We start from the raw sequence: 3,340 nt of genomic DNA on the forward strand, positions 1-3,340 counted from the left end.
TGAAGTGGTCAAGTAAAACTGGACACCGGTTTAGGTCTATCCAGCCAGCGCTTCGCGCTGTGCCGGTGTCTGGTAGCTGTTGTAGCTGTGTGGCCGTCGGTGGTTGTAGTAGTCGGTCAGGTAGCGCAGTACATCAGCCTCTGCTTCGGCTTGGCTGGCGTAACCCGAAGCCGGTATCCATTCGGATTTGAGGCTCCGGAAGAAACGCTCCATCGGGGCGTTGTCCCAGCAATTGCCGCGACGACTCATGCTCTGGCGGATTCGATGCCGCCAGAGCAATTGTCGAAATTCCTGACTGCTGTAGTGGCTGCCCTGGTCGGAGTGAAACAGCACGCCGGCGGGGCAACCGCGAGCCTCATAGGCCACGCGCAAAGCACGTCCGGTAAGCTGCGAGTCCGGACGATCGGACATTGCCCAACCCACAATCCGCCGCGCATACAGGTCCATGATCGCGGCCAAGTAGATCCAGCGCCCGCCGGCCCAGATGTACGTCACGTCACCGCACCACACCTGATTGGGGCCGTGGGTGCGGAATTGCCGGTCCAGTTCGTTCGACGCTTTGGCACTCTCACCCTCAGTTGGGCGGTAACGGTGTCGACGGCGTTGCGAGCTGAACAACTGGGCCTCTTTCATCAGACGGCCGGCCAGGAATCGACCCACTGCCCAGCCTTCCTGGCGCAAAGCCGCCGCGAGCGTCCGGGCGCCTGCCGAACGCCGACTCTGGACATGCAGCTCCACCAAGCGCTGTCGCAACCTGGCGTGCGGCTGATTACCGCGAGCTGCTGACTTAGCGGCGGCATAGACACTGCTGCGATTGATGCCGAACAGCCGGCAAAGCTCTGCCCGTGGATAGTGCTCACCCAATGACTCGACTAAGCGCACTAATCGAGGGCGTCTGACATCAAGAGAGCGGTAGCCTTTTTTAAGATCTCTTTCTCCCGCTCCAGCCGCCGCACCTGGGCCTCCAGCTCCTGGATTCGCCGCTGCTCCGGCGTCATGGCCTTGCTGTGCTCCGGCGTCTTGCCATGGCGCTCCAGGGTCAATTGCTCGACCCAGCGCCGCATGGCAGTTGGGCCTACCCCCATCGCCTTGCAGGCTGCCGGTATGGAATAGCCTTGATCGACCACCAGGCTGGCGGCCTCGAGTTTGAATTCCGGACTGAATGATCTTCTGCTCATGAACACCTCTTGCTTGGGCGCAGCTTAACGCCCTATCGGGGTGTCCAGAATCATTAGGCCACTTCAGACCGAAATTAGAGTAGGGAAAATAAATCTGTCCCCTTTTTTGAGCTCGTGTAATAGTTGAGCCTCACGGCGAGGGGATTATTACTGCATATCCTAAGTAGAGGTACGGCATGCGTGAGTCTGGAGAAATAATACAAGAGGTCTTGGAAGCGGTTTCGGGATGCTTCGAGGACGATACAGAAAGAAATGTCAAAGAACTTCTCGCATGTGGAGAGCCTGGTTTAGCACTGGAAGTTCTTTGCTCTCAGCTGGTGGAATTCGACATAGCTATCTCATTTAAGATGAAAGAGCAGCTTGCAATAGCAGCAGAAATCATGGGGATGGATATTGAGGAGCTGCAAGATATAAATATCTTGTAGTTTCTTTGTCGAAAAAGGAACTGCTACGGCTGGTGGGCAAGCAGCCTCTACACTTCCGAGGAACTTTAACGAGTCAGTTCTCCGGGAAAAGGGGGCGGGAAAAGGGGGCAGATTTATTTTCACTACTCTAAACCTGACTAGTGGGACGAGATTAGAGTACAAAAAATAAATCTGCCCCCTTTTTTCAAGAGTGTTACGACAGATAAAGGGCTTAATTTTTTGGAAAAAGATTGTCCGATGGTCGAGGTGTGCGGCTGAATATGGATGGGGCTTTTAAAGGGTTTGTGGATTAAATTGTTATGGCTGAGTCATATGAAGTGGTTTTGCAAGAAGTTCCGGTAAAGGGGCTGTTTTCACTATTAAAAGAGCTGGAGGGGATATCCGAGAGGGTTGGCGATTTAGTAGTCTCGGAGGGACTTGAGGGTTCAAGAGGTGAGGGTGGTTTTTGTGAGAACCTGGTCAATGCGTTTTCTTCTTATGAAGGGAGTGTATGTATGGCGGAAAAGCTCTTTAGGTTCAGGGTTTCAAAGGATGATTTTTTTTCGTCTGTTTTGTTGAGGGTCGTTAAGTACGAAGGTAGGGTGGATGTTGAAATGTCTTTCGATAGTTTTATTGATCTTGATGTTGGCTTCGTAATGCTTGCGTTTCAGGAAATCTCTAATGCACTTTCAAGGAGGTTTCATGTCAAGGACTGCTACGGTGGGTCAGAGCCTGCTGTAGATGTTGATACTCGATATTTCACTAATGGTCTCTTGGGGCCGTTGAGTTTACGGAAAAATAAACTCGATTCTTGATCGAAAAGGGGAAAAGGGGACAGATTTATTTTTCCTACTCTAAATCTGACTTGCGGGGTGAGATTAGAGTAAAGAAAATAAATCTGTCCCCTTTTTTCGGTGGTGGTACTGCGTCATTTATGGCGGGGGCATCAACAACTGTTGGGCTTATGGCGGGGTATTTGAAAGAGGATTTTGTGGGGGGGCGCAACGTCCGTTGGATTAAGTTCTGGGTTCGCGCGTTATGCTGTATCTAAGGGGTTTTCTAAAGAGCTAGCAGGGAAGATGGCAAACTCACTTTCATCGATGGGGGTGTGGGACTCCATGGTGGATAACGCGAAAGAGGTGCATTCAAATGATCAGTAGGTTGGTGGCCTGGCTGTATGTTGGAAGAGGAGCTATTTTGGTGTTTATGGTTGCGTCTTCGCTGGTGAACGCAATTTCATTGTTGGGGAATTGGGATATTTTTTTGGGAGTATTGTTGGGGCATTTCTGGTTTGGGCAGTGTTTCTATTCATTTGTAAGTGGGCGAGAGATATTTTTTTCAGCTGGTGCTAGCGTTGAGAAGGACGCAAATGTCTATATAAGGATGGCGGTTGGAAGTTTTGCGCTATTCGTGTTTGTTGTTTTGTTTTTCTTTAGAGGCTATTAGAAAAAAACAGGAAAGGAGATGGGTTCACGGATTGAGTGAAAGGGAAAAGGGGACGGCGGATTCAACCAGTCAGTGCAACACCTTGCGATTCAGCTACAGCTGAAGGGGGTGTAGGCAATGGCAGGTACAGGGGGAAAAGGGGACAGATTTATTTTTCCTACTCTAATCCTTTGAATAGAGAACACGTTCTTTTAAGTCTTCATGGAGGGAGAAACCATGCCCAGGGTGGGGCGGGTCCTGTTGGCAAACTACCCGCATCACATTGTGCAGCGGGGCCACAACCGACAAGTCGTGTTTGCCGAGGACACTGAT

3 protein-coding genes and 2 pseudogenes are annotated in these 3,340 nt (G+C 51.0%); 4 read left to right on the forward strand and 1 reads right to left on the reverse strand.

The annotated features are described in order from the left end of the window. Positions 1-8: 8 nt before the first annotated feature. Positions 9-1,184, reverse strand: a pseudogene (locus E8E91_RS23050) (IS3 family transposase). 170 nt (positions 1,185-1,354) lie between these two features. Between E8E91_RS23050 and E8E91_RS23055 the strand changes: the two are divergent. From E8E91_RS23055 to E8E91_RS23070, 4 genes and pseudogenes are all read left to right on the forward strand, one after another. Next, positions 1,355-1,603: a MafI family immunity protein gene (locus E8E91_RS23055; RefSeq protein WP_137821370.1), complete on the forward strand. Its 249-nt coding sequence runs from the start codon at positions 1,355-1,357 to the stop codon at positions 1,601-1,603. 299 nt (positions 1,604-1,902) lie between these two features. After that, positions 1,903-2,397: a hypothetical protein gene (locus E8E91_RS23060; protein WP_280379111.1), complete on the forward strand. Its 495-nt coding sequence runs from the start codon at positions 1,903-1,905 to the stop codon at positions 2,395-2,397. Between the two features lie 334 nt (positions 2,398-2,731). Next, complete coding sequence (locus tag E8E91_RS23065; protein WP_280379113.1) at positions 2,732-3,028, forward strand: hypothetical protein; 297 nt, start codon at positions 2,732-2,734, stop codon at positions 3,026-3,028. 216 nt (positions 3,029-3,244) lie between these two features. After that, positions 3,245-3,340: pseudogene (locus E8E91_RS23070) on the forward strand (transposase); the annotation flags it as partial.

The organism is Pseudomonas sp. BN515, assembly GCF_029873155.1.
Classification (GTDB): Bacteria; Pseudomonadota; Gammaproteobacteria; order Pseudomonadales; family Pseudomonadaceae; genus Metapseudomonas.